This window comes from Methylopila capsulata (assembly GCF_016907975.1).
Lineage (GTDB): Bacteria > Pseudomonadota > Alphaproteobacteria > Rhizobiales > Methylopilaceae > Methylopila > Methylopila capsulata.
The window spans coordinates 791,820-813,275 of record NZ_JAFBCY010000002.1 but is presented as its reverse complement, the minus strand read 5'-3'; the positions used below and the strand labels follow the sequence as shown (position 1 = coordinate 813,275).

The following is a 21,456-nucleotide window of genomic DNA, read 5'->3' as shown; positions in this document are numbered from 1 at the left end:
ATGCGCCGCCTGCCACGAGCCCGGCGTGACGCGCCCCGGCGTCCCGTCGATCGCGGGACGTCCCGCGGGCGAGATCGCGGACAAGCTGCGCGCCTATCGCGCCGCCGGACCGAAGCGGGACGTGATGACCACGCGCGCCTCCCGTCTCGCCGACGCCGACATCGACGCGTTGGCTCGCTATTACGCCGCGCTTCCTGCCGTCCGGCGGCCAGACTGATGGCCACGATGCGGCCCGATCGAAGAGGCGTTCTGGCCGGCCTCTCGGCGACGCTCGCGTCCGCGTCGGGGGCGCGCGGCGCGCGCCGGCGACGGCTCGTCGTCGTGGGCGGCGGCGTCGGCGGCGCCACGGCTGCGCGCTACGCCTCGATCTGGGGCGAGGGGTCGCTCGACGTCACGCTGGTCGAAGCGGCGGCGAGCTACACGACCTGCTTCTTCTCCAATCTCTATCTCGGCGGTCTGAAGCCGTTCGGGTCGCTCGTCCATGGCTACGACGCGCTGACGCGGCGCCCCGGGCTCAGGATCGCCCGCGCGGCCGCCGAGCATATCGACCGCGAACGGAAGCTCGTGGAGCTGTCGGACGGAATGCCCCTGCCATACGATCGGCTGATCCTGTCGCCGGGGATCGACCTCGATTACGCGTCCGTGCCGGGCTATTCCGAGGCGGCGGCCGAGGTCATGCCGCACGCCTGGAAGGCGGGGCCTCAGACGAGGCTTCTGAAGTCGAAGCTCGACGCCGTGCCCGACGGCGGTCTGATCGTCATGATCGCGCCGCCCAATCCCTACCGGTGCCCGCCGGGGCCCTACGAGCGCGTCTCCATGATGGCGCACGCGCTTCGCGCCGCCGGCAAGCCGAAGGCGCGCATCATTGTTCTCGACCCGAAGGACAAGTTCTCGAAGATGGCGCTGTTCCAGGAGGGCTGGGACGGACGCTATCCCGGCGTCGTCGAATGGCAGGACCCGACGATCCACGGCGGGATCAAGGGCGTCGATCCTTCGGCGATGACCGTGACGACGGACTTCGAAGAGCGTCGCGCGGACCTTGTCAACGTCATCCCGGCGCAGCGGGCGGGTTGGATCACCCGCGATGCAGGGCTCGCGAACGCGACCGGCTATTGCCCGATCGACCCCTCGAGCATGCGGTCCACGTTCGACCCTTCCGTCTTCGTGGTCGGCGACGCTGCGATCGCCGGCGACATGCCGAAGTCCGGCTTCGCCGCGAACAGCCAGGCGAAGGTGGCGGCGCTCGCAGCGCTCGCGGATCTCGCGGGCGCCCCGAGTTTCCCGGCGCGTTACGAGAGCACCTGCTGGAGCCTGATCGCGCCCACAGACTGCGTGAAGGTCGACGGCGTCTATGAGGCGCGCGGGGACATGATCAAAGAGGTCGCCGGCTTCGTGTCGGACACAGGCGAGCCCGACGAGGTCCGACGGCGCAATGTCGCCGAAGCTGACGCCTGGTACGCCGCGATGACCGCGGACGTCTTCGGGTGAAAACCTAACCCAAAAGGAGAGCGCGATGGCGAGCGAGATCAGCAGGAGAGCCATAATGGCCGGAGCGGCGCTGGGCGGCGCGGCTGCGGCGACCGGGCGCGCGATCGCTGCCCCTGTCCATCTCGGGCTCGACGACATCAAGAAGGAAGGCGAGGTCGCCGCCCTCTACCATTGTGATTTCGGCGACGTCGCTCGTTTCGATCAGACCCTCAACAACATCTCGAACCACTACTCCGCTTACAACGGAGATCCGTTCGCTCTTCAGATCGCGCTCGTGGCGCATGGCGGCGGCATCAAGTTCTTCCTCGACACGCTCGACGACACGCAATGGAAGAGCGAGACGCTGCCGCCGGAGCTGTTCGAGCGGGCGAGCTCGCTCTCGAAGAACGGCCTGAAGGTCCATCTCTGCGAGATCACCTTCAAGCGCAACAAGCTGGACCCGTCGCGGGCGCGAACGGCGGACTTCATCTCTTTCGTGCCGTCTGGCGTCGCGACCGTTGCCGCCCTCCAGACCAAAGGCTTCGCCTACGTCAAGGTCGGGTGACGCTCAGGCTGCACCCCCGCGGTTCTGACGGACCAAGGCCTTGGCCGTCGCGGCTCGGCAGACGAGACGTCCCGGAAGGCCTTCGTCCTCCGCGAGCGGCCCGGCGACGGCGCCTCGCGCGCGGCGTCGAACGCGTCCGGAACGTCTGATGGCGAGAAGGGGTGAACGGATCCGTGAGATGGGACATCGCGGTCTTGCGTCTTCGCCCGCCAGCGGGCGTTGATCGAAGCGCGCCCGTCCGAGCCCGACGCGCGCAACCTGATCGCGCCGCGAGGCCCGGTCCTTGCGAGACCGCAGACCGCCTGTCGGATCGATATCGCTTGAAATTCAGTGGATTAGGAGCAGGTGGAGACTCGTAGATCCGAAAAGCCGATATCGTCCCTGGACGCGACCCGCGCCTCCTCCCGACGGGATCCCATGCCGCCCCTCATCGATCCGCGCCGCGGCGACGTCGAGGACGACGCGTCGAGCACCAAGGTCTGGTCGCTCGCCTCGCTGGCCGGGTGGGTGCTGGTCGAGATCAGCCTGCCCAAGCTGCTCCTGTCCTGGCTGTTGCTGGTCGGGCTGCCCTGTCTGTTGCTGGGGGTCGCGCCGCTCGCGGCGACGGCCTGGATGTCGACGGTCTCGCGCACCGCTCTGGAGGCCTTCAGCGGGGTTGCGCCCTTCGTGGCGCTCGCCGCGGCCTTGATCGTCGCAGGCGTGGGCGGCCGGCCGGCCTTCCGATTGGCCGAGCGAAGCTTCTGGTCCCTGAACGCCCTCGCGGTGCAGCCGAGCTTCGTGCTGTGCCGGGAGGCCATGCGCCATTTCGTGGGGCGCCGGTTGTCGCTGTGGTTCCGGCGGGACGGCGCGCGGGTGGGCCAGGTCACCGCGGTCGCGGCGGCGGTCCTGATGTCGTGTCTCGCAGGGGCCGCGGCCTGGTTGGCCTGGCCGCATTCCCGCTGGATCGGCTCCTGGGGCGATCTGGCGTCCCCGCTCACCCTGCTCGGCGCGTCCTTCGCGAACAGCGTCGTTCTGTTCGGCGCCTATGTGGCCGGCGGATCGCTGGCCTGGGGCGCAGCCGACGCCGCGATGGGGCAGCCGAGGACGCTGGAGAGCCACGACCCCGAGGCCGGCGGAAAGGTTTGGCGGGTCGCGCACCTGTCCGACCTGCACGCCGTCGGCGAGCGCTTCGGTTTCCGCATCGAGAGCGGCCGCGCAGGGCCTCAGGGCAACGCGCGGCTGGCGGCCACGTTCGAGGCGTTGGCGCGGGCTGACGCCGCGGAGCCGCTCGACCTCGTGCTGGTCACCGGCGACATGACCGACGCGGGGCGCTCGTCGGAATGGGCGGAGTTCCTGGAGGCGCTCGAGACGCTGGACCCCGCGCTGCGCGCGCGGATGCTGTTCCTCCCCGGCAACCATGACGTCAACGTCGTGGACCGCGCGAACCCGGCGCGGCTCGACCTGCCGTTCTCGCCGGGCAAGCGTCTGCGCGAGTTGCGCGCGCTTGGCCTGCTCGCGGACCTTCAGGCGGAGCGGGTGGTCGTGGCCGGGCCCAAGGCCACGTTCGACGCGACCCTGGCGGAGTGGCTCGAGCCCCATGCGCAAGCGCTTGCGACCTTCGTGCGCACGGGCCGCGGCAAGCGCGGGCGCGACGTCAGCACGCTGTGGGACGAGGCGTTTCCCATGGTGCGCCTGCCCGACACGCCCGACGGGCTCGGAGTGATCCTGCTCAACTCCAACGCCGACACGCATTTCTCCTTCACCAACGCGCTCGGCATGCTCCCCGCGGAGCAGGAACGCCGGACGACCGCCGTCATCCGCGCCCATCCCGAGGCCAGCTGGCTGGTGGCGCTGCACCACCATCTCGTGGAGTACCCCCGACCGACGCGCTCGCTGTCGGAGCGCATCGGCACGGCGCTGATCAACGGCAGCTGGTTTCTTCGGCAGCTGAAGCCCGCGGCGCGCCGCGTGGTGGTGATGCATGGCCATCGCCACGTCGACTGGACCGGCCGCTGCGGCGACCTCCGCATCATCTCCGCGCCGTCGCCGGTGATGGGGCGGCCCCATTTCTGGATCCAGCGCTTCGGGGCCGCCGACGGACGTCTGACGCTGCTCAAGCCACAACGGGTCGACCTCGCGGACGCGCCCCGCGCGGCGACGGCGCCCGTTGCAACGGCTGGCGAATTCGAAGCGTGAGTCGTGGCGTCTTGGCGCGACGGTCGGACCGGAGATTCTGGTCGATCGCCAACGTGGCGGCCGCGCTTCCGCGCCCCCCGACACGCCTCTTAAGCCTCAGGGGCGAGGCGTCCGTTGAGACGCGACCGTCGCCGCTGGGCTTATTGGAAGGCGGCGAAGGCCGGCGTGACGCGCGGGTCGAGCTTCGACGTCGGCTGGAAGGCGTCCGGCGCGCGGGCCGAGCGCTCGCGCGGCTTCGGCGCGGCCTCGGGCGCGGACGTCGGCACGACCTGAGCCGGCTGCGGGGCGGGTTCCTCGGCGCGGCCGAACAGACCGCCGACGCTGCGCACCCATCCGCCGATGCCGGACGCGCGCGGCTCCTCGGCGCGGGCCGCAGGAGCCGGGGAGACGGCCGAGGCCATCACCGGGGGCTCGACGGCGATCTCACGGCGGCCGGAGGCCGGCTTCCGGGCGACAACGACCGGCGCCGCGCCGGGCAGAGGCTGCGCCGCGGGCGCCGGCTCGGCCGTCGCCGTCGTCGCGGGCTCGTCACCGCGGAACATGCGGGTGAAGAGGCCGGGCTTCTCCGCCGCTGCCACAGCCTGCGACGCCGGCGCGCGATCAGGATTGGCCGGCGGCACGGGCGTGTGGAGCGCCACGGTCGCGATCTGCTGCGTGGCCGGACCCGTGGCGCCGAGCGGCGTTCCGAGCGCGCGCGCGGTCCCGGCGTCGGGCCCGAAGGCCTGGGCCGATGAGGCGGAGGTCGAGGACGACGGCGTCACGGCGGCGATCTGGATGATGGGCTGGTCGAGCGAGCGGCGCATGCGACCGTTCTGCGCGACGTACTCCGGCGCCGGTTCCATCGATTTGGTCAGGGCGGCGATCACCGCGTCGTCGGCGCGCTTCTTGGCGGCGACCGCCTTCGCGATCTCCGGCTGCACCGTGTAGGTCGGGCAGGCCGCGGACGGCTCGAAGCTCGAGAGCGGACCCGCCGAGGCGTTGAAGACGTATTTCTTCCCGCAGGCGTCCACCTTCGGCTCGAGTTTCGTCACCTCGAAGTTGTCCGAGCCTTCCTTCAGGTTCCGCCAGAACGCGATGTTCGGGTTGTTGCGGCGGCGCGCCATGTTCTCAGCCGTCATGCGGAACGGCAGCGCCTGCACCTGGAACGCCTTCTGCCCGCCGGCGAAGGACTCGCGGGCGAGGGCGTAGATCTCGGCGATCTGGGCGTCGGTCATGGCGTAGCAGCCCGCCGAGAGGCAGTCGCCGTGCACCATCAGGTGGCGGCCGGAGCGGCCCAGCGCCTGATCATACTTGTTGGGAAAGCCGATGTTGAACGACAGGTAGTAGTTCGAGCGCGGGTTCATCTGCGCCGGACCGACGGAGTAGAAGCCCTCGGGCGCCTGCTTGTCGCCTTCCTTGATCTTGGGACCGAGCGTCCCCGACCAGCGGCAGATGTCGTAGCTCTTCAGCAGGGCGTAACGGCCGTCGCTGCGCTTCTTCCAGACCTCGGCCTTCGACTCCTCCTTGTAGATGCGGAGGAGCATTGGGTCCGTGCGCTTCATGCCCTTCTCGGACATCAGAGCCACAGTCGCCGCGGGAATGGACTGGATGCTGCGTGCGGTGGTCGCCTGCTCGTCCTTGCAGCCCGCCACGGTGAGCGCGGCGAGTGCTGCGACGGCGGCGAACGCTGAGCGAACGACGGACATTGAGAGGCCCCGAGGACGGCGGACGACGGCTTACGCGTTCCCGAACTTAACGATCGATACCCTTACCTGCAGGTTACCGCAAGCTTACCGAATCGTTGACGACGTCCAAAAGACGCTCAGAGGGAACGGCCGATCGCCAGGAATTTCCGCCGGCGCTCGTCCCGGATCTGCTCGGGAGCCATGTTGGAGAAGCGCGCGAGCGCGCCGGCGATGGCGTCGCCGGCGGCCTTGATCACCACGTCCGGCGCCCGGTGCGCGCCGCCGAGCGGCTCGGCCACCACGCCGTCGATCACGCCCAGGCGGAGCAGGTCCGCCGATGTGATCTTCATGTTGGTCGCGGCGTCCTGCGCCTTCGCGGCGTCGCGCCACAGGATCGAGGCCGCGCCCTCGGGCGAGATCACGCTGTAGATCGAATGCTCCAGCATCAGCACGGCGTTGGCGGTCGCGATCGCGATCGCTCCGCCGGAGCCGCCCTCGCCGATGACGACCGCGACGTTCGGGACGGTCAGGTTGAGGCAGGCTTCCGTCGAGCGGGCGATCGCCTCGGCCTGGCCGCGCTCCTCCGCCTCGATGCCGGGGAAGGCCCCTGCGGTGTCGACAAGAGCGATCACCGGCAGGCCGAAGCGATCCGCCGTCTCCATCAGGCGCACCGCCTTGCGGTAGCCCTCGGGCTTCGCCATGCCGAAGTTGTGCTTGAGGCGGGACGTGGTGTCCGCGCCCTTCTCCTGGCCGATGACCATGACGGCCTCGCCGCGGAAGCGTCCGACGCCGCCGACGATCGCTTCGTCCTCGGAGAATTTCCGGTCGCCCGCGAGCGGGGTGAAGTCCTCGACGAGGCCCTGGACGAAGTCGACGAAGTGCGGCCGGTTCGGATGCCGCGCCACCAGCGTCTTCTGCCACGGCGTCAGATTCGCGTAGAGCTCCTTCAGCGCCGCGACCGACTTGGCCTCGAGGCGGGAGATCTCCTCGTCGATCGCGACCGCGTCGCCGCCCTCGCCGAGGGTTCGGAGTTCAGCGATCTTGGCCTGCAGCTCGGCGACCGGCTTTTCGAAATCGAGATAGCTTTTCATAGGCTCCGCTCCGCGCCGCATGCGCCGGGGCAAAAGGGGGCGCTGGTCCTTGCGGAGCGGGCGCAACTTGGTTTGCGAGGCCTACGAAAGTCAAGGCGCGGCGGTCAAACGGTCTCCGCGTCCCCCAACGGATGCAGGTCGCGCACCATCGCTCGGGCGCGCTCGTCGAGAACGTGGGTGTAGATCTGCGTCGTCGCGATGTCGGCGTGGCCGAGCATCTGCTGCACGGCGCGCAGGTCCGCGCCGTTCTGCACGAGATGGCTCGCGAAGGCGTGGCGCAGCACGTGCGGGCTGACCTTGGCGGGCGACAGTCCGGCCCTGGCGGCGACGGCCTTCAGCTCGCGCGCGAAGACCTGGCGGGTGAGGTGGCCGCTTTCGCCCGGCGCTGGGAAGAGCCACGGGCCGCGGGCGTCGCGGCCCATGTCCCCAAGCGCCGCGAGATAGGACGTCATCGCCTCCTTCGCGAGCGGCGTCAGCGGCACGAGGCGTTCGCGGCCGCCCTTGCCCTTGACCGCGATCGCCTGCGCCGCGGGCCGGGCGGCGGAGCGCGGCAGGCCGACGAGTTCGGAGACGCGCAGGCCCGTGGCGTAGGCGAGTTCGAGCAGGCAGGCGAGACGGGCGGCGGCCAGCCGCGCGCGCGGCGTCGGCTCGGGGCCGGCGTCGCCCGCGGCGACGATCAGGCGCTCCATCTCGTCCACCGAGAGGATCTTCGGCAGCGGTCGGCCCCGCCGCGGGCCTTCGAGCGCCGCGGTCGGATCGTCGGCGCGGAGGCCGTCGCCATAAAGGAACTTGTGGAGCTGGCGCACGGCGGACAGCCGGCGCGCGGCCGAGGAGGCCTTGAAGCCGCGGTCCGAAAGATCGGCGAGATAGGCGCGGACGTCGTCTGCGGTCGCGGACGTCACGCCCCGGCCGAGGGCCGCCAGGAAGCCGATGTAGTCGTCGAGGTCGCGTCGATAGGCGTCGAGCGTGTTCTGCGCCGCGCCGCGCTCGGCGCTCGCCATTTCCAGGAACGCCTCGACGTGGCGGCTGTCCGGAACGGTCATCGGGTCTCGACGGCGTCGGTCGCGGCGGCGCGCGCGCCGGCGGAGCGATCGGCGCCGTCCTGCGCCGTCGCGGGCGCGGGCGGCCGCAGCTTCGCCGCCGGGATGGTGACGACCATTTCGCGGGTGCGGGGCGTGACGAGAGTCGCAAGCGCGTAGATCGCGCCGAAGCCGAGCCCGGCGATCACGGCCACCACGGTCAGAAAGCGCATCAAGCTCGGCATGGCTGTCCGCCTCGTCCGGTCAAAGACGTCGACGCCCCTCGCGAAACGGTCGCATGCGGCCCCGGCGACCGCAACAGCCTCAGTTGTGCGCGCGCGACCTTTAGGAATAGGTTGCGATCGTTTCGGCCTTCGGCCGCAGGCAGGGAAACGAAGACGTGAGCATGGCCATCGCGGCGGACGAGACGGCATCGGGATGCGGCGCGCGCCTGCGCGTCTGCACGGATGCGGCCGCTCTCCGGTCCGCCCTCGACGGCCGTTCGATCGTGCTGGTCGGGATGATGGGCGCCGGCAAATCCTCGGTCGGCCGCCGGCTGGCCCAGGCGCTGGAGCTGCCGTTCGTGGACGCCGACACGGAGATCGAGGCCGCGGCGGGCATGACCATTCCCGAGATCTTCGCCGCCCACGGCGAGCCGTACTTCCGCGCCGGCGAGGCGCGGGTGGTCGCGCGTCTGCTGGAGGAGGGGCCGAAGGTCATCGCCACGGGCGGCGGCGCCTGGCTGAACCCCGAGACCCGGGCGCGCATCGGCGAGGCCGGCGTCTCGATCTGGCTCAAGGCCGAGGTCGACGTGCTGATGAAGCGGGTGCGCAAGCGCTCGAATCGCCCGCTGCTGGCCTCCGCCGATCCTGAGGGGACGCTCCGCGCGCTGGTCGAGGCGCGCTACCCCGTCTACGCCTCCGCCGACCTCACCGTGATCTCGCGCGACGCGCCGCATGAGCATGTGATCGCGGACGTGGTGCAGGCGCTGTCCGGGCGTCTGGGCTTCGTGCGCTCGAACGAGGAGCAGATCTGATGGCCGACGCCGCCCGCGCCCTGTCCGACGAGGCCGAAGTGGTCCCGGTGTCGCTCGGCGACCGGTCCTATGAGATCCTGATCGGCCGGGGCCTGCTGGAGCAGTCGGGCGCCCGCGCCAAGGCGCTCGGCGCCCGCAAGGTCGGCGTGGTGACGGACGAGAACGTCGCCGCGGCGCATCTGCCGCGCGTGATGGAGTCGCTCACGGCTGCGGGGCTGGACGCTTCGGCGGTCGTCGTGCCGGCCGGCGAGAGTTCGAAGAGCCTCGACAGGCTCGCGACCGTGGTCGATGGGCTGCTGGCCGCCCGGATCGAGCGCAAGGATCTGGTGCTGGCGCTCGGCGGCGGCGTGGTGGGCGACCTCGCCGGGTTCGCCGCCTCCGTGCTCCGCCGCGGCGTGCGCTGCCTGCAGGCGCCGACCAGCCTGCTGGCGCAGGTCGACAGCTCCGTCGGCGGCAAGACCGGCGTGAACTCGCGGCACGGCAAGAACCTGATCGGCGCCTTCCACCAGCCGAGCCTGGTTCTGGCCGACGCCGACGCGCTCGACACGCTGCCCGAACGCGAATTCCGCGCCGGCTACGCCGAGGTCGCGAAGTATGGGCTGATCGACGACCCCGCGTTCTTCGCCCGGCTGGAGCGCAACTGGCGTCAGGTGTTCGCCGGCGGCCCCGAGCGCACCAACGCGATCGCCGCCAGCTGCCGCGCCAAGGCGGCGGTCGTCGCCCGCGACGAGCACGAGCACGGCGACCGCGCGCTGCTCAACCTCGGCCACACCTTCGGCCACGCGCTCGAGGCCGACGTCCGTTACGACGGCGCGCGGCTGGTGCACGGCGAGGGCGTCGCGATCGGCATGGCGATGGCGTTCCGGTTTTCCGCGGCGCTCGGGCTCGCGCCGGAGGAGGACGCCGCGCGCGTCGGCGCGCATCTCGCGACGGTCGGCCTGCCGACCAGCCCGAAGGCCATTCCCGGCGGCGTGAGCGACGCCGCGACCCTGCTCGGCCACATGCGGCAGGACAAGAAGGTCGAGGGCGGCAAGCTCACCTTCATCCTCGCCCGCGGCGTCGGCAAAAGCTTCGTCGCGCGCGACGTGGACGCCGAGAAGGTGCTGGCCTTCCTGGAGAGCGAGCTGGCCTGAGGGGCTTCTGGAGCCTGCCGGTCGTAGGATTGGGCGCGGGAGATCCCTCCCCCGGAAGGGGAGGATGGACGGGCGAAGCCCGGCCGGGTGGGGCGGCCGCCGGATAAGGGTCAACGCGACCGCAACGCCCTACGCCCAAGACCCCACCCGACCTCGGCTTCGCCGAGGCCACCCTCCCAAAGCTTCGCTTGAGGAGGGATCGCCGCGCCGAGCCCGCTGCGTTGAGGCGTCTCACGTTCCCCGCGGCTTCGCCCTGGTCGTCGCCGCGGCGCTCGCCGGATCGTCCGGCCAGACGTGGCGCGGGTAGCGGCCGCGCATCTCGATCCGGACGTCCCGCCAGGAGCCGGTCCAGAAGCCCGGAAGGTCGCGCGTCACCTGGATCGGCCGGTGCGCCGGCGACAGCAGGCGAAGCAGCAACGGCGTGCGGCCGCCCGCGATCGCCGGATGGCGCGTCAGCCCGAACAGCTCCTGCACGCGCACGTCGAGCGCAGGCCCCTCCTCCGCCGCGTAGTCGATCGGCAGGCGCGAGCCGGACGGCGCGTCGAAATGGGTGGGCGCCTCGGCGTCGAGCCGGCGGCGCAGCGCGTAGGGCAGCAGGGCGTCCAACGCTGCGGCGAGATCGTCCTCGCGGATGTCGCGCAGCGCGGTGGCGTGGCCGAGGAAGGGCGCGAGCCAGTCCGCGGCGGTCGTCGCCAGCGCGGCGTCGGAGAGGTCGGGCCAGTCGGCGTCGGGCTCCGCGCGGCGCACGAAGCGCACGCGCTCCAGCAGCGCGGCCTGGCCTCGGCTCCACGGCAGGCGGTCGATCCCTGCGGCGGCGACGCCCTGCGCCAGCGCCTGCGCGGTCTCGGCGCTGGCGCGGACCGAGGTCGGCCGCTCGGCCAGGGTGATCGCGCCGAGCTTGCGGCGGACGCGGCCGCGCACCGCCATGGCCTCGGCGTCGAAGGCGACCTCGACGCGCTCCTCGACGCGGGCGCCCGCGGCCTCGATCAGCTCGGCCTCGCTCAAGGCCGCCGCAAGCAGGATGCGGCCCTCCTGCGCCATGCCGGTGAGGTCGACGACCGCGATAAACCCTTCCCGCGACAACGAATCCGCCGGATCGAGCGCCGCGCCGCGGCCGTTCGCCAGCAGGAAGGCGCCCGGCTTTCCGCCGCCGCGCGCCTTGGCGATGCGATCGGGGAAGGCGCGGGCGACGACGAGGCCGGCGCGCGCCGGGTCGATGGCGCCCGGCCGGCCGCCCGCGGCCTTCAGCCAGCCGTCGGCGAGGCGCCGCGCGCCCTCCGCCCGCGGACCGCGCTCGCGGGGCAGCCGCTCCAGCCGCCGGCCGAGATCGACGCCGTCGCCGGCGAGGCCGCGCTCGACTGCGAGGAGGGCGACGCCGGCGCCGGTCGGCCCGTCGCCGGCCGCGACCGCGTCGACCACCAGCGCCGCAAGCCGGGGCGGCAGCGGGATGTCCCGGAGCGTCCGGCCGCGGGCGGTCAAGCGGCCGTCGCCGTCGAGCGCGCCGAGGCTGGACAGCAGCGCACGCGCTTCGGCGACGGCGGCCTTCGGGGGCGGATCGAGGAAGGCGAGCGCGGCCGGATCGCTCACGCCCCAGGCCGCAAGATCCAGCATCAAGCCGCTGAGATCGCTCGCCAAAATTTCGGGCTCGGCGAAGGCGGGCAGGCTCTGTGTCGCCGCCTCCTCCCACAGCCGGTAGCAGACGCCGGGCTCGGTGCGGCCGGCGCGGCCGCGGCGCTGGTCGGCGGCGGCGCGCGAGACGCGGGTGGTCTCGAGCCGCGTGATCCCAAGAGCCGCTTCGTGCCGGGGCACCCGGGCGAGACCGCAGTCGATCACGATCCGGACGCCCTCGAGCGTCAGGGAGGTCTCGGCGATCGAGGTCGCGAGCACGACCTTGCGGCGGCCGGGCGCGGCGGGGGCGACCGCCCGGTCCTGCTCCCGCGGGTCGAGGCCGCCGTGGAGTTCGACCACGTCGACGTCCGCGCCGAGGTCCGCTTGGGCCAGGCGTTCGGCCACCCGGCGGATCTCGGCGCGGCCGGGGAGGAACACCAGCGCCCCGCCGCGCTCCTCGGCGAGCGCGCGCCGCACGGCCGCGGCCGCGGCGTCCTCGACGCGGGTTCGGGCGTCGCGAGGTGAATGGCGGGTTAACACGGGGTGAACCTGGCCCGCGCTTTCGATGACGTCGGGTTGACCCATCAGCGCCGCGACGCGCGCGCCGTCGAGCGTCGCCGACATCACCAGCAGCCGCAGGTCCTCCCGCAGCCCGGACTGGGCGTCGAGCGCGAGGGCGAGGCCGAGGTCGGCGTCGAGCGAGCGTTCGTGGAACTCGTCGAACAGGACGGCGGCGACGCCCCTCAGCTCCGGGTCGTCGACAATCATCCGGGCGAACACGCCCTCGGTCACCACCTCGATCCGGGTGCGGGGCCCGATCTTGGAGCCGAGGCGGACGCGCAGGCCGACCGTCTCGCCGACGCGCTCGCCGAGCGTCGACGCCATGCGCTCGGCGGCGGCGCGGGCGGCGAGGCGGCGGGGCTCCAGCACGATGATCCGCCCGTCGCCGCGCCAGGGGGCGGCGAGCAGGGCGAGCGGCACCCGGGTGGTCTTGCCGGCGCCGGGCGGGGCCACGAGCACGGCCGAGGACCGTTCGGCCAGCGCCGCGGTCAGGCGCGGCAGGACCTCGTCGATCGGGAGCGGGGCGACGTCAGCCATGGCCGCGGAGGAAGCATCTCCGGCCGGGGCGTGGCAAGAGCTCCGCTCAGGCGCTCAGCGGCATTCCTTGTCGATGCGGTCGAGCGCGGCGGAGATGCCGGCGAGCGAATAGGTGTCGGTGGTCACGTTGCCGCGGAGCGAGGTGGCCTTCACCGTCATGTCGGAGCCGCCTTTCATCGCCTGGATGAGCTTCGCCTCCTCCTCGGCCGACTGCATGAAGGCGCCGTCCGCGCGGGTGTAGAGCGAGAAGTTCTGACCGCCGACGCCGAGCTGCACCGCGCTCTCGGGCTTGGTGGAGAACCCGACCACGATGCTGACCTCGTTCTTCACGCTGTCCTTGGGCCGGTTCGAGACGAAGAAGTAGGCCGGGTCGCGGTTGAGGCCGGCCGGCCTGCGGGAGCCGGGCTGCGCCAGCGCGTAGCAGACTTTCCCGGCCTTCACTGCGGCCGAATAGGCTCCCCAGGCGTTGTACTTCCCGAGTTCGATCGGCTGCGCGCCCGGAGCGCCCTGCGCCGCGGCCGGCGCGGCCGGCGCGAGCGCGAAGGCGCCGAGAGCGAGAGCGAGGGAGAGGCGGGTGCGAACAGGCATAGGCATGTCTTTCAGTCTGGTCCGCTGCGCTGGGGGACATGCGCTGCGGGGCGGCCCGGGAGAGGGCGGCGGAGCGCGCAAACGCGCGCCCACGGCCGTCGGCTCGTGGTGACTGCCATGAAGCTACGTCAAAAGTTTAGAAAATTTGACCAAGCGCGCTGCTTATCCGGTTACGGGAAGTCATGCTTTAGTGAGTTGACGTCGGTTTCGGCGGCGCGCGCCGCCACACGGCGGCGAGGAAGCGGGCGGGCGGACGGGTGACTTCGGCGGGCGACCTCTCAGCGGCGATGGCGAATCTTGTCGCTCGCGTGGCGGTGGATCGCGACCGCGAGGCGTTCGCGGCGCTCTACGACCATTACGCGCCGCGGCTCGCCGCCTATCTCCAGCGTCTCGGCGCGGACCCGGCGCTGGCCGAGGAGGTCGCGCAGGACGCGATGGTGGCGCTGTGGCGCAAGGCCGCGCTGTTCGACCCCGCGAAATCCTCTGTCGGCACCTGGCTCTACCGCATCGCGCGCAACCGGCGGATCGACCTGCTGCGCCGGGCGCATGGCGCGACGGTCGAACTCGACGAGGCGATCGTCCCGATCGACGACGCCCCTCAGGCCGACGTCGCGATGGCGGCGAGCGAGCGCGACGGCATCGTGCGCCGGGCGATGGAGACGCTGCCCCCCGAGCAGCTGACGCTCGTGCGCCTGGCCTTCTTCGAGGGCCGCTCCCACAGCGAGATCGCCGAATCCGAAGGCCTGCCGCTCGGCACCGTCAAGTCGCGCATCCGGCTCGCGTTCAGCCGCCTGCGCCGCCGGCTCGAGGGCGACGGCCTCGTCGACGCCAAGTAGCGCGGCGGCCATCCCGATTTCTCATCCCAGAACGGAGCGAACCGCATGAAGGCCGTGCTTTGCACCGAGCTCGCCGGCTACGAGGCCTTGAGCCTCGTCGACCTGCCCGCGCCCGCGCCCGGCCCCGACGAAGTCGTGGTCGACGTCGCCTACGCCGCGCTCAACTTCTTCGACACGCTGATCACCAAGGGCGCCTACCAGACGAAGCCGGCCCTGCCGTTCTCGCCCGGCGGCGAGATGTCGGGCGTCGTGGCGGCGGTGGGCGACCGGGTGGAGGGTCTTGCGGTCGGCGACCGGGTCGCGGGCTACCTCGGCTACGGGGCCTGCCGCGAGCAGGTCGCGGTCCGCGCCGACGCGCTGACGCTGGTTCCGGACGAACTCGACCTCGCCAGGGCCGCGGGCCTCATCATCACCTACGGCACCACGCTGCACGCGCTCGCCGACCGCGGTCAGCTCCGCCGCGGCGAGACGCTCGCGGTCTTGGGCGCGAGCGGCGGCGTCGGGATCGCGGCGGTCGAGGTCGGCAAGCGGCTCGGCGCGCGGGTGATCGCCTGCGCCTCGTCCGCCGACAAGCTCGCCTTCGCCCGCGCCCGCGGCGCCGACGAGACGCTGGACTACGCGGCGGAGGACCTGAAGACGCGGCTGAAGGAGCTGACCGGGGGCAAGGGGGTCGACGTGGTCTACGATCCGGTCGGCGGCGCCTCGACCGAGGCCGCCGTCCGGGCGCTCGCCTGGCGGGGGCGGCTGCTCGTCATCGGCTTCGCGGCCGGCGAGATCCCGAAGCTGCCGCTCAACCTGCCGATGCTGAAGGGCGCCGACGTCCGCGGCGTGTTCTGGGGGGCGCATGTCGAGCGCGAGCCGGCGGCGCACCGGGCGGAGCTGGCGCAGCTGTTCGAATGGGCGGCCGACGGCGAGATCTCGGCCCCTGTGGACGCCGTCCTGCCGCTTGACCAGACGATCGAGGCCATCGGCCGCATCGCCCGCCGCGAGGCCAAGGGCAAGGTCCTGGTGCGCGCAAGCGGAGCGGCGTGAAGGCGAAACGTCAGAGCGCCTGCGAAGCTTGAAGGTCTGAGAGGCCTCTCGGTCGGACGCGGGCGATCCCTCCTCGCGCCGGAGGCGTGGGGAGGGTGGCCCCCGGCCCGCGGGCCGGGGTCGGGTGGGGGCCTTGGATGTCGAGCGCGCCGGGAACCTGTCCTAAGGCGGGCGCGCCCTCAGCCCCCCAGCGCCTTGGTCACGATCTCCCGCGCCTCGGTCTGGATGCGGGCGAGATGCTCGGGGCCGATGAAGCTCTCCGCATAGATCTTGTAGACGTTCTCGGTGCCCGAGGGCCTTGCTGCGAACCAGCCGTTCTCGGTGGTCACCTTCACTCCTCCGAAGGCCTCGCCGTTGCCGGGGGCGTCCGTCAGCCGGGCGAGGATCGGCTCCCCGGCGAGCTCCTCGCCTGGGATCTGTTCGGGCGAAAGCTTCTTCAGCACCGCCTTCTGCTCCGGGGTCGCTGCGGCGTCGACGCGGGCGTAGACCGGCGCGCCGAGCTCGCGCGTCAGGTCCTCGTAGAGCGCGCCGGGGTCCTTGCCCGTGACCGCCGTCATTTCGGCCGCGAGCAGGCCGAGGATCAGCCCGTCCTTGTCGGTGGTCCAGACCGTACCGTCGCGCTTCAGGAAGGTGGCGCCGGCGCTCTCCTCGCCGACGAAGCCGAGCGAGCCGTCGGTGAGCCCGTCCACGAACCATTTGAAGCCGACCGGCACCTCCACGAGCTTCAGGCCGAGCGAGGCCGCGACCCGGTCGATGATCGAGCTCGACACCAGCGTCTTGCCGATGGCGGGCGAGCCCTTCCAGTCCGGCCGGTGACGGTAGAGGTAGGCGATCGAGGTCGCGAGATAGTGGTTCGGGTTCATCAGCCCGGCCGAGGGCGTCACGACGCCATGGCGGTCGGCGTCCGGGTCGTTGGCGAAGGCGACGTCGAAGCGGTCCTTCAGCGCGATCAGCGACTCCATCGCGTAGGGGCTGGAGCAGTCCATGCGGATCTTGCCGTCCCAGTCCGCCGTCATGAAGCCGAAGGTCGGGTCGACGCGGTCGTTGACCACGGTGAGGTCGAGCCGGTGGCGCTCGGCGATCGGCGCCCAGTAGGGCAGCCCCGCGCCGCCGAGCGGATCGACGCCGATACGCACGCCCGCCGCGCGGATGGCGTCGAGGTCGACCACGTTGGCCAGGTCGGCGACGTAAGGCGTGATGAAGTCGTGTCGGGTGACGTTCGGCAGGCGGAGCGCGCGCTGCAGCGGAATGCGCTTCACGTCCCTCAGCCCGCCGGCGATGAGTTCGTTGGCGGTCTTTTCGATCCAGCCGGTGATCTCGCCGCCGGCCGGCCCCCCGTTCGGCGGGTTGTACTTGAAGCCGCCGTCCTCCGGCGGATTGTGCGAGGGGGTGATCACCACGCCGTCGGCGAGCCCCTGCGTCCGGCCGCGGTTGTAGGCGAGGATGGCGTGGCTCACGACCGGCGTCGGGGTGTAGCCGAGCGCCTCGTCCACCACGGTCTCGACGCCGTTCGCCGCGAAGACCTCGACGGCGCTCGCGAAGGCGGCCTCGGACAGCGCATGGGTGTCCTTGCCGACGTAGAGCGGGCCGTCGATTCCGGCCTTCGCGCGCCACAGGCAGATGGCCTGGGCGACGGCCAGCAAGTGGGTCTCGGTGAAGATCGCGTCGAGCGAGGAGCCGCGGTGGCCGGAGGTGCCGAAGGCGATGCGCTGCGCCGGGACCGCAAGGTCCGGTTCGCCGGTGAAGTAATCCGTCATCAGCTTGGGCACGTTCACGAGCGAGGACCGCTCCGCCGGCTTGCCTGCGCGTTCGCTGATCTCGGCCATCGTCGTCTCCGCGTCGTTTGAGGCTCTCGTTGCGCGGGAGTTATAGGACCGAATGGGCCGCGGGCGCGGCGGCGGCGAAAAAAGTCCGGGGGCGTGGATTCGCCGAGGCCGCTCGCAGCCGGCTCCCGGCGCGCGCGAGGACTAACGCTCCAGCGTCAGCCGTCCGGCGTTGGCCTCCATGCGACGGAGGCGGCTGAGGAAGCTCATGCCCAGCAGGTTACCGTCCATCGCGCCGCGGGTCAGCACCAGCGCCGCCACGTCGCGCACGATGATCGACCCCAGCCGGACGTCGCGCAGCACCACGCGCTTGGCGCCGACCTGGCCGTTGGCGGTGGAGACGGTCACGTCGAACCGGTCGCCGCCGGCCACCAGCCCGAGCGCCTGGCCCTGCTCGTACGACAGCGCGACGACGCTGGCCCCGGTGTCGACCAGCACGGGCACGCGACGGCCGGAGATCAGCGCCTCCGTGCGGTAGTGCCCGTCGGGGCCGGCGCGCAGGGTGAGCACGCCGCCGTCCGACGCGGCGGGCGCCGTGGGCGCCGCCGGGCGCGCCGAAAGCGCGGCGGGCGGCGTCTGGCCGCGCTCCAGCAGCTGCGGCGCGACGAACGCGGCGCCGGCCACCAGACCGGCGGTCACGACCAGCATCTTGATCACGCGCAACGTCTCCCGGACCGGCGGCTCTCGATCGAGCGTCGAGCCTCCGGCGCCGGGGTGAGGGTGGGGTTAAGCGGCGGGCGCGCTTTCGCGGGATGGTGAACCGGAGGTCAAGACGCGCGCCTCAGTTCCCGAAACGGTCGCGCCAGAGCTGCTCGCCGACGGTGCAGGACGAGGGGCCTGCGAGCCCGGCGGCGGGCGTCGGCCGGGGCTCCGCAGGGGCCTCCGGCACCGCGGGCGGGAGCCCTGCGATCTCCATCACCAGCTTGGTGCGCACCGCGTCCGGGAACTGGTCGACCGAGCGCACCGGCAGGACGAAGGCGCCGGGGCCGCCGATGACGCAGTCGCGGTAGTAGGCGTCGAGGTCGCCGAGATCCATCATCGCCAGGCTCGGCCGCTTCAGCATCAGCGGCAGGCCGTTGATGACCACGCCGCGCTCCAGCACCTCGTCGCGCACGCGCTCGACCATCTCGCCCTGGTTGTTCGGCCCGTCGCCGGAGACGTCGATCACCTTGCGCAGGCCGCGCACGCCGCTCGCCTCGAAGGCGCGGGCGGCGTAGGCGAGGGCGCCCGAGATCGAGGTGCGGTAGGCCCGCCGCAGCGGCTGCGCCGCGAGCGCCTCCGCGAAGGCCCTGGCGCTCTCGGGGCCGTCGATGATGCGCCAGGGGACGATGGTCGCCTGCTCCTCGGAACCGGCCCATTCGACGTAGGTCACCGCGATGCGGCCGAGCATGCCGTCCCGGATGGCGTCCAGCACCGGCTTCGACACGATGGCCGCGGCGTAGCCCTCGCGCTGCACCTGCTGCTCTTCGGTGTCCATCGAGTAGGAGATGTCGACGGCGAGCACCAGCTCGAGGTCGACGTCGGTCTCCGCGGCCTTCGCGGCGAACGTGGCGGCGCCCGCGAGCGCCGCGAGCGGAAGGACCATCCGGATCAACGCCCGGAGCGCGCGCGCCGCGATCGCACCCATGCAGCCAAGCCTCCTCGAAGCCCGTCATGGCGGATACCTACCAAGGTGCCACCGCAGCCCGGATCGCGCCAGCGGATAACGGACGGGGCCGGCTGGCCCCGGCGCGCCGGGGCGGGCTATGCTGCCCGGCCCGCCGCAGGACCGAAGGACCGCATGACCGACGCGCCGACCGTGGCCGCCCTGTTCGACGCCGCGGTCGCGGCCCGGGCCGCGGCCTATGCGCCCTATTCGCAGTTCCGCGTGGGCGCGGCGCTCGCGACGCCCGAGGGCGCGATCCACGCGGGCTGCAATGTCGAGAACGCCGCCTATCCCGTCGGGACCTGCGCCGAAGCCGGCGCGATCGCCGCAATGGTCGCGGCCGGCGGGCGGCGGATCGCGGCGATCCTGGTGCTCGGCGACGGCCCGGCGCTCTGCGCCCCCTGCGGCGCCTGCCGCCAGCGCCTCCGCGAGTTCGCGGCCGACGAGGCGCACGTGCTGGTCGCGGGCCCCGAGGGCGTGCGCGCCCGCTTCACGCTCGGCGAGCTGCTGCCATCCTCCTTCGGCCCCGCGAACCTCGAGGCGCAGCCATGACCTCCGCCGCCGACCGCGTTCGCGGCCTGATCGGCGGCGCCGCCGTCGAGACCGCGCTGGTGCTCGGCACCGGCCTCGGGGTGGTGACGGAGCGGTTCGAGGACGCCCACCGCATCGCCTTCGCCGACCTCGATGGCTTCCCCGCGACCGCCGTCTCGGGCCATGCCAAGCGCGTCGTGGTCGGAAATTTCGCCGGCAAAATGGTCGTTGCGCTGGAGGGCCGCGCGCATCCCTACGAGACCGGCGACGTCGCGGCGATGCGGCCGGCTTTCGCCACTCTGAAAGCGCTCGGGGTTCGCCGCATCGTGCTGACCAACGCCGCCGGCTCGCTCGACCCCGAGACGCCGCCCGGCGCGCTGGTCGCGATCGCGGACCACATCAACCTGACGGGCCTCAACCCTCTGGTCGGCCTTGCCGGCGACGAGCGCTTCGTCGACATGGTCGACGCCTATGCGCCGCCGGTCCGCGCGGCGCTTGCGGCGGCCGCCGCCGCGGAGGGCGTTCCTCTGGCCGAGGGGGTCTACATGTTCTTCCCCGGCCCGAGCTTCGAGACGCCGGCGGAGATCCGCGCGGCCAGGGTTCTGGGCGCCGACCTCGTCGGCATGTCGCTCGCGCCCGAGGCGGTGCTGGCGCGGTACTTCGGCTTCGAGCTCGCCGCGATCTCGGTCGTCACCAACCTCGCGGCCGGGCTCGCGGCGCAGGGGCCGAGCCACGCCGAGACCAAGACGGCTGCGGCCGGAGGCGCCGAGGCGCTGACGCGCCTGCTGACGCGGTTCGTGGAGGGGCTGGATGGCCTCTGACCTTCCGCCGCAGGAGATTCTGCGCCGCAAACGCGACGGCGCGCGGCTCTCGGCCGGCGAGATCGGCGCGCTGGTCGCCGGCGTCGCGTCGGGCGACTTGAGCGACGCGCAGGTCGGCGCCTTCGCCATGGCGGCCTTCCTCAAGGGGCTCGACCGCGACGAGACCGTGGCGCTGACCCGCGCCATGACCGCCTCGGGCCGGACCCTGAACTGGGACGACCTGCCCGGCCCGGTGGTCGACAAACACTCGACCGGCGGCGTGGGCGACACTGTGAGCCTGCTGCTCGCGCCGGCGCTCGCGGCCTGCGGCGCCTGTGTGCCGATGATCGCCGGCCGCGGCCTCGGCCACACCGGCGGCACCGTCGACAAGCTGGAGGCCATCCCCGGCTACGCTGTGCGGCCCGGCCTCGACGCGCTCCGGGCGACGGTGCGTGACGTCGGCTGCGCCATCGTCGGCCAGACGCCGGACCTCGCGCCCGCCGACGGCCGGCTCTACGCCATCCGCGATGTGACCGGCACGGTGGAGGCGATCCCGCTGCTGACCTCGTCGATCCTGTCGAAGAAGCTCGCGGCGGGCCTCGGCGGCCTCGCCATGGACGTGAAGACCGGGTCCGGCGCCTTCATGCCGGCCTACGACGACGCCCGGCGGCTGGCGACGAGCCTCGTCGAGGTGGCGCGGGGCGCGGGGCTTCCCACGGTCGCGCTGCTCACCGACATGGACCAGCCGCTCGCGCACGTCGCCGGCAACGCGCTGGAGACCGCGCACGCCGTCGCGATCCTCACCGGACGCCGCAGCGACGCGCGGCTGATGGAGGTGACGCTTGCGCTCGGCGCCGAGGCGCTGCTGCTCGCGGGCCTGACCGACGACGCCGCAGCCGGGCGCGCGACGCTGGCGCGCGCCTTCGCCTCGGGCGCGGCCGCCGAACGCTTCGGCCGGATGGGCGCGGCGCTCGGCGGGCCGGTCGACCTGATGGAGCGGCCCGACGCGCATCTCGCGGCCGCCCCCGTGGTGGTCGAGGTCGCGCCGGAGAGTCCGGGGCGCGTCGTGCGGATCGAGGTGCGGGCGCTCGGCCTCGCGGTCGTCGGCCTGGGCGGCGGGCGCACGCGCCCGGACCAGACGATCGATCCCGCGGTCGGGCTCGACCAGCTTGCGCTCGTGGGCGCCGAGGTCGGGCCGGGGCGGCCGCTCGCGCGGGTTCATGCGCGGGACGCCGCGACGGCCGACCGCGCCGCCGCCGCCGTGCGCCGGGCCTACGAGATCGGTGACGGCGCCGCGGCCGCGGAACGGCCGCTGATCCAGGAGCGGATCGCGTGAACGATCCAG

The 21,456-nt window shown here is 72.5% G+C and carries 20 protein-coding genes; 11 read left to right on the top strand and 9 right to left on the bottom strand.

Going from position 1 to position 21,456, the window contains the following annotated elements:
• The first annotated feature begins 25 nt into the window (after positions 1-25).
• From JOD31_RS09520 to JOD31_RS09505, 4 genes are all read left to right on the top strand, one after another.
• Complete coding sequence (locus JOD31_RS09520) at positions 26-217, top strand: c-type cytochrome (RefSeq protein ID WP_204950082.1); 192 nt, start codon at positions 26-28, stop codon at positions 215-217.
• 8 nt (positions 218-225) lie between these two features.
• A complete protein-coding gene (locus tag JOD31_RS09515) occupies positions 226-1,488 on the top strand; it encodes an NAD(P)/FAD-dependent oxidoreductase (protein ID WP_204950436.1) in 1,263 nt (420 codons plus the stop codon).
• 55 nt (positions 1,489-1,543) lie between these two features.
• On the top strand, positions 1,544-2,032 hold the full coding sequence (locus JOD31_RS09510) for a DsrE family protein (RefSeq protein ID WP_246482409.1): 489 nt from the start codon (positions 1,544-1,546) through the stop codon (positions 2,030-2,032).
• A 417-nt stretch (positions 2,033-2,449) separates the two neighbouring features.
• On the top strand, positions 2,450-4,207 hold the full coding sequence (locus tag JOD31_RS09505; RefSeq protein WP_204950080.1) for a metallophosphoesterase family protein: 1,758 nt from the start codon (positions 2,450-2,452) through the stop codon (positions 4,205-4,207).
• A gap of 140 nt (positions 4,208-4,347) precedes the next feature.
• Here the strand turns inward: JOD31_RS09505 and JOD31_RS09500 are convergent, their stop codons facing one another.
• The 4 genes from JOD31_RS09500 to JOD31_RS09485 form a co-directional block, all read right to left on the bottom strand.
• On the bottom strand, positions 4,348-5,892 hold the full coding sequence (locus tag JOD31_RS09500) for a L,D-transpeptidase family protein (protein ID WP_204950079.1): 1,545 nt from the start codon (positions 5,890-5,892) through the stop codon (positions 4,348-4,350).
• A 116-nt stretch (positions 5,893-6,008) separates the two neighbouring features.
• Positions 6,009-6,962 carry an acetyl-CoA carboxylase carboxyltransferase subunit alpha gene (locus tag JOD31_RS09495; RefSeq protein ID WP_204950078.1) on the bottom strand — a complete coding sequence of 318 codons (954 nt, stop codon included), beginning with the start codon at positions 6,960-6,962 and terminating at the stop codon, positions 6,009-6,011.
• 104 nt (positions 6,963-7,066) lie between these two features.
• Positions 7,067-8,005 (bottom strand): site-specific tyrosine recombinase XerD, encoded by a 939-nt coding sequence (locus JOD31_RS09490; protein ID WP_204950077.1) that lies wholly within the window; start codon positions 8,003-8,005, stop codon positions 7,067-7,069.
• Positions 8,002-8,226 carry a ubiquinol-cytochrome-c reductase complex assembly factor 3 gene (locus JOD31_RS09485; protein ID WP_246482408.1) on the bottom strand — a complete coding sequence of 75 codons (225 nt, stop codon included), beginning with the start codon at positions 8,224-8,226 and terminating at the stop codon, positions 8,002-8,004. Before JOD31_RS09485 ends, JOD31_RS09490 begins: the two co-directional genes overlap by 4 nt.
• 161 nt (positions 8,227-8,387) lie before the next feature.
• Here JOD31_RS09485 and JOD31_RS09480 point away from each other — a divergent pair, with 161 nt between their 5' ends.
• Positions 8,388-9,017 carry a shikimate kinase gene (locus JOD31_RS09480; RefSeq protein ID WP_204950434.1) on the top strand — a complete coding sequence of 210 codons (630 nt, stop codon included), beginning with the start codon at positions 8,388-8,390 and terminating at the stop codon, positions 9,015-9,017.
• Positions 9,017-10,150 (top strand): 3-dehydroquinate synthase, encoded by a 1,134-nt coding sequence (aroB, locus tag JOD31_RS09475; protein ID WP_204950076.1) that lies wholly within the window; start codon positions 9,017-9,019, stop codon positions 10,148-10,150. Before JOD31_RS09480 ends, aroB begins: the two co-directional genes overlap by 1 nt.
• Positions 10,151-10,381: 231 nt before the next feature.
• Here the strand turns inward: aroB and hrpB are convergent, their stop codons facing one another.
• Both hrpB and JOD31_RS09465 read right to left on the bottom strand, forming a co-directional pair.
• Positions 10,382-12,856: an ATP-dependent helicase HrpB gene (gene hrpB, locus JOD31_RS09470; RefSeq protein WP_204950075.1), complete on the bottom strand. Its 2,475-nt coding sequence runs from the start codon at positions 12,854-12,856 to the stop codon at positions 10,382-10,384.
• 54 nt (positions 12,857-12,910) lie between these two features.
• Complete coding sequence (locus JOD31_RS09465; protein ID WP_204950074.1) at positions 12,911-13,444, bottom strand: invasion associated locus B family protein; 534 nt, start codon at positions 13,442-13,444, stop codon at positions 12,911-12,913.
• 287 nt (positions 13,445-13,731) lie between these two features.
• Between JOD31_RS09465 and JOD31_RS09460 the strand changes: the two genes are divergently transcribed.
• Together JOD31_RS09460 and JOD31_RS09455 are read left to right on the top strand one after the other, a co-directional pair.
• Positions 13,732-14,280, top strand: a complete 549-nt coding sequence (locus tag JOD31_RS09460; RefSeq protein ID WP_204950073.1) for a sigma-70 family RNA polymerase sigma factor — start codon at positions 13,732-13,734, stop codon at positions 14,278-14,280.
• Between the two features lie 45 nt (positions 14,281-14,325).
• Complete coding sequence (locus tag JOD31_RS09455; RefSeq protein ID WP_204950072.1) at positions 14,326-15,312, top strand: NADPH:quinone oxidoreductase family protein; 987 nt, start codon at positions 14,326-14,328, stop codon at positions 15,310-15,312.
• A 179-nt stretch (positions 15,313-15,491) separates the two neighbouring features.
• Here the strand turns inward: JOD31_RS09455 and pgm are convergent, their stop codons facing one another.
• The 3 genes from pgm to JOD31_RS09440 form a co-directional block, all read right to left on the bottom strand.
• Entirely contained in the window at positions 15,492-17,138 is a 1,647-nt protein-coding gene (gene pgm / locus JOD31_RS09450) for a phosphoglucomutase (alpha-D-glucose-1,6-bisphosphate-dependent) (RefSeq protein WP_204950071.1), read from the bottom strand.
• Positions 17,139-17,279: 141 nt separating this feature from the next.
• Entirely contained in the window at positions 17,280-17,783 is a 504-nt protein-coding gene (locus tag JOD31_RS09445) for a retropepsin-like aspartic protease family protein (protein WP_204950433.1), read from the bottom strand.
• A 133-nt stretch (positions 17,784-17,916) separates the two neighbouring features.
• A complete protein-coding gene (locus tag JOD31_RS09440) occupies positions 17,917-18,762 on the bottom strand; it encodes a DUF1194 domain-containing protein (RefSeq protein ID WP_204950070.1) in 846 nt (281 codons plus the stop codon).
• 153 nt (positions 18,763-18,915) lie between these two features.
• Between JOD31_RS09440 and JOD31_RS09435 the strand changes: the two genes are divergently transcribed.
• Genes JOD31_RS09435 through deoA form a run of 3 tightly spaced genes read left to right on the top strand, consistent with a single transcriptional unit; the run spans position 18,916 to position 21,447 of the window.
• The gene (locus JOD31_RS09435) at positions 18,916-19,332 is read left to right on the top strand and encodes a cytidine deaminase (RefSeq protein WP_204950069.1); all 417 of its coding nucleotides are present in this window, start codon (positions 18,916-18,918) and stop codon (positions 19,330-19,332) included.
• On the top strand, positions 19,329-20,132 hold the full coding sequence (locus tag JOD31_RS09430; protein ID WP_204950068.1) for a purine-nucleoside phosphorylase: 804 nt from the start codon (positions 19,329-19,331) through the stop codon (positions 20,130-20,132). The genes JOD31_RS09435 and JOD31_RS09430 overlap by 4 nt, the downstream gene beginning before the upstream one ends.
• A complete protein-coding gene (gene deoA / locus JOD31_RS09425) occupies positions 20,122-21,447 on the top strand; it encodes a thymidine phosphorylase (RefSeq protein WP_204950067.1) in 1,326 nt (441 codons plus the stop codon). Before JOD31_RS09430 ends, deoA begins: the two co-directional genes overlap by 11 nt.
• Positions 21,448-21,456: the final 9 nt, after the last annotated feature.

Coding starts and splice junctions, on each gene's coding strand:
- JOD31_RS09515 (WP_204950436.1), top strand. CDS start 226: ATGCGGCCCGATCGAAGAGGCGTTCTGGCCGGCCTCTCGGCGACGCTC.
- JOD31_RS09510 (WP_246482409.1), top strand. CDS start 1,544: ATGGCCGGAGCGGCGCTGGGCGGCGCGGCTGCGGCGACCGGGCGCGCG.
- JOD31_RS09505 (WP_204950080.1), top strand. CDS start 2,450: ATGCCGCCCCTCATCGATCCGCGCCGCGGCGACGTCGAGGACGACGCG.
- JOD31_RS09500 (WP_204950079.1), bottom strand. CDS start 5,892: ATGTCCGTCGTTCGCTCAGCGTTCGCCGCCGTCGCAGCACTCGCCGCG.
- JOD31_RS09495 (WP_204950078.1), bottom strand. CDS start 6,962: ATGAAAAGCTATCTCGATTTCGAAAAGCCGGTCGCCGAGCTGCAGGCC.
- JOD31_RS09490 (WP_204950077.1), bottom strand. CDS start 8,005: ATGACCGTTCCGGACAGCCGCCACGTCGAGGCGTTCCTGGAAATGGCG.
- JOD31_RS09485 (WP_246482408.1), bottom strand. CDS start 8,226: ATGCCGAGCTTGATGCGCTTTCTGACCGTGGTGGCCGTGATCGCCGGG.
- JOD31_RS09480 (WP_204950434.1), top strand. CDS start 8,388: ATGGCCATCGCGGCGGACGAGACGGCATCGGGATGCGGCGCGCGCCTG.
- aroB (WP_204950076.1), top strand. CDS start 9,017: ATGGCCGACGCCGCCCGCGCCCTGTCCGACGAGGCCGAAGTGGTCCCG.
- hrpB (WP_204950075.1), bottom strand. CDS start 12,856: ATGGCTGACGTCGCCCCGCTCCCGATCGACGAGGTCCTGCCGCGCCTG.
- JOD31_RS09465 (WP_204950074.1), bottom strand. CDS start 13,444: ATGCCTGTTCGCACCCGCCTCTCCCTCGCTCTCGCTCTCGGCGCCTTC.
- JOD31_RS09460 (WP_204950073.1), top strand. CDS start 13,732: ATGGCGAATCTTGTCGCTCGCGTGGCGGTGGATCGCGACCGCGAGGCG.
- JOD31_RS09455 (WP_204950072.1), top strand. CDS start 14,326: ATGAAGGCCGTGCTTTGCACCGAGCTCGCCGGCTACGAGGCCTTGAGC.
- pgm (WP_204950071.1), bottom strand. CDS start 17,138: ATGGCCGAGATCAGCGAACGCGCAGGCAAGCCGGCGGAGCGGTCCTCG.
- JOD31_RS09445 (WP_204950433.1), bottom strand. CDS start 17,783: ATGCTGGTCGTGACCGCCGGTCTGGTGGCCGGCGCCGCGTTCGTCGCG.
- JOD31_RS09440 (WP_204950070.1), bottom strand. CDS start 18,762: ATGGGTGCGATCGCGGCGCGCGCGCTCCGGGCGTTGATCCGGATGGTC.
- JOD31_RS09435 (WP_204950069.1), top strand. CDS start 18,916: ATGACCGACGCGCCGACCGTGGCCGCCCTGTTCGACGCCGCGGTCGCG.
- JOD31_RS09430 (WP_204950068.1), top strand. CDS start 19,329: ATGACCTCCGCCGCCGACCGCGTTCGCGGCCTGATCGGCGGCGCCGCC.
- deoA (WP_204950067.1), top strand. CDS start 20,122: ATGGCCTCTGACCTTCCGCCGCAGGAGATTCTGCGCCGCAAACGCGAC.